3 protein-coding genes are annotated in these 2,378 nt (G+C 73.6%); 1 reads left to right on the top strand and 2 read right to left on the bottom strand.

What is annotated here, in order from left to right; all coding sequences use genetic code 11:
• The coding region (locus DKT68_RS22410) for a helix-turn-helix domain-containing protein (protein WP_146218419.1) at positions 1–265 on the bottom strand (265 nt) is incomplete at its 3' end.
• A gap of 252 nt (positions 266–517) precedes the next feature.
• Here DKT68_RS22410 and DKT68_RS22405 point away from each other — a divergent pair.
• On the top strand, positions 518–895 hold the full coding sequence (locus tag DKT68_RS22405) for a hypothetical protein (RefSeq protein WP_236647033.1): 378 nt from the start codon (positions 518–520) through the stop codon (positions 893–895).
• 106 nt (positions 896–1,001) lie between these two features.
• Here DKT68_RS22405 and DKT68_RS22400 read toward each other — a convergent pair whose 3' ends face one another.
• Positions 1,002–2,162 (bottom strand): class I SAM-dependent methyltransferase, encoded by a 1,161-nt coding sequence (locus DKT68_RS22400; RefSeq protein WP_109819368.1) that lies wholly within the window; start codon positions 2,160–2,162, stop codon positions 1,002–1,004.
• Positions 2,163–2,378 lie beyond the last annotated feature (216 nt).

Genomic DNA, 2,378 nt, shown 5'->3' with positions numbered 1-2,378 from the left:
GGGCCGGGCCGGCGTCGGGCAGCCCGAGCGCCCGGAACGCGGCCGCGACCGGCAGGTCGAGCGCGGAGCAGAAGCCGCGCACCTTGGCGAGTTCGGGGTAATCCTGCCAGTCACCGGCCAACCAACGGAACACGGTGGAACGGCCAACGCCCGTGTGCGAGGCAAGATCGGTCACGGTCCACCCGCGTTCGTCGCGAGCGTCGTCGATGGCGCGCCGAACGAAGCGGGCGAAGGCCATCTGTGGTGAAACGTCTGCGGAACCCATCCCTGCGGGTCTTCCCCTCCCGGCCGAAGCACTGGGGCGATGCGCCCCCTGAGGGTAGTACGCCGAGCGTCGGAATTTATTGACTGACCGCACAAACTGTCCCGTGGACGGGACCTTCCCTCCGCCAGGATGTGAACCGGCCGGAACAGGTATCGAGCGATCATCATCGTTCTTCCACTAAGCTCGGTGCCCGTCCCGGCATGGCGCGCGCTCGCCTGCCGCGTCCGACCGGACCATCGCCCGAGGAGCACCATGGCCGACTCGAGCCGCCCGCAGCCGTACCAGCCCGGTGCGGTGAGCCTCTTCTTCGTCGCCAAGGCCGGCGTCTTCGCCGCCGCGTTCTGGATCTGGTTGCTGGTCCTGGTGCTCCGCACCGACTCGGCGACCGGCACCCACGTGCTGGCCGCCACCGGCGCGATCACCACCACGCTGGTCGGGGTGGTCCTGGGCGCCCGGATGGCGTTGCAACACAACGCCTCCGTCCGGCACGCGGAGATGAAGAAGCTGCTGGTCGACATCTCCTGGAACGCCTTCGCCGCTGCCGGCAACGCCGAGAGCGCGGGCAAGGTGGTGCCCTTCCCGACCGGCCCGGCCGACAGCGAGCGGGCCTCCCAGCGGGGGCGGCGGTGACCGGGTGTCGGCCGTCGACCGTGGCGCCGGCGAGCCTGTCGGTGGGCGGGGCCGGGGCGGCAACGGCGACCGCCGCCGCTGACCGGCCAGGGGCGACCCGCCGTCGTCAGGCGGCGGGCGGCTCGTCGGCTGCCAGCAGGGTCTCCAACCGGGGCGTGACCTGCCACTGGTCCACCAGCTCGCGGTACTCCGCGCGCTGAGCGCCAGTGGCCCCGGTGCCGGTCCGACGGGCGCGGATCAGCAGGTTGCGCGGGGTGTGCTGGGAGTCCACGAACTCCACCACCTCGGCCCGGTAACCGTGCACCCGCAGCAGCCCGGCCCGCAACGCGTCGGTGAGCACGTCGGCGAAGCGCTCGCGCAGGATGCCCTGCCGGGTCAGCAGCTCGTACGGGGCCGGTGCGGGGTGGGCGCGTAGCTGCTTCGCCAGGTCGTGGTGGCAGCAGGGCGCCGCCAGCACCCAGCGGGCCTCCCAGCGCACCGCGCGGGCCAGCGCCTCGTCGGTGGCGGTGTCACAGGCGTGCAGCGCGAGCACCAGGTCCGGGGCGGGGTCGACGACGGCGTCGGCGATGGTGCCGGCCACGAAACTGACCCGGTCGGCCCAGCCCAGTCGCTGGGCGAGCTCGGTGTTGCGCCGCCGCTGGTCCTCCCGGACGTCCACGCCGACCAGCTCGACGTCGAGCCCCCGACGCGACAGGTAGCGGTACGCGGCGAAGGTCAGGTACGCGTTGCCGCAGCCCAGGTCGACCACTCGCAGCGGGCCGGTCAGCTCGTCGGGCAGCGTCGCTGCCAGCGCGCGCAGGAACGCGTCCACCTGACGGCGCTTGGCGGCCGAACCGCCGATCTCGGCGAAGATTTCGTCGCCCGGGTCGAGCAGGTACTCCTTCGCCCGGTCGTTTCCGCTCGGCGTGGCGGCCTGCCGGGCCGTCGCGGCCCGGTGCACCTGCGCCTCGCCGGACTTGGTCACCCGTAGCTGGAGCGTCGCGTCGGCCGTCTCCACGTGCCAGTTGCCGAACGGCTCGGCGAGCAGCTCGTCAACGGCCGCGGCGGTGTCCGGCCCGGGGGCGACGTTGCGGGTGTACGGGCGGGCGCCGTCGGAGGTGGCGATCTGGAGGCGGGGCCCGGCCTTGAGCGTCACCGGCCGCAGCTCGGCCCGGACCACCGTGGGGCGGTGCCCGCGGCGGCGCCCGGCGGCCACCGCCCGGGTCAGCGTGGGGTCGAGCAGCAGCGCCCGGACCTCGGTCAGGGCGGCGTCCAGTGGTTCGGGCATCGTTCCATCTTCCGGAGGTGGGGTGGGAAGGGAACATCCCCCGTACCGCGCGGGGCGGTGCGGGGGATGTCGGGTGTGGCAGTGGGTCAGTCGGCGGTGGCCTCGGCCGGCGTACCCGCGCCGGAACCGCCACCACGGCGGCGCCGGCGGCGACGCGGCTTCGGTGCCTCACCGTCGGACGCGGCCACCGGCTCGGCCTGTCTCTTATACACCTCT

The organism is Micromonospora acroterricola (assembly GCF_003172955.1).
In the GTDB taxonomy this organism is placed as follows: Bacteria; Actinomycetota; Actinomycetes; order Mycobacteriales; family Micromonosporaceae; genus Micromonospora; species Micromonospora acroterricola.
The sequence above is the reverse complement of the archived record's forward strand: the minus strand, read 5'-3'. Positions and strand labels throughout refer to the sequence as shown.

Bases quoted from the DNA above. Each gene is read 5' to 3' on its own strand.
- DKT68_RS22405 (WP_236647033.1), top strand. From the start codon at position 518: ATGGCCGACTCGAGCCGCCCGCAGCCGTACCAGCCCGGTGCGGTGAGC.
- DKT68_RS22400 (WP_109819368.1), bottom strand. From the start codon at position 2,162: ATGCCCGAACCACTGGACGCCGCCCTGACCGAGGTCCGGGCGCTGCTG.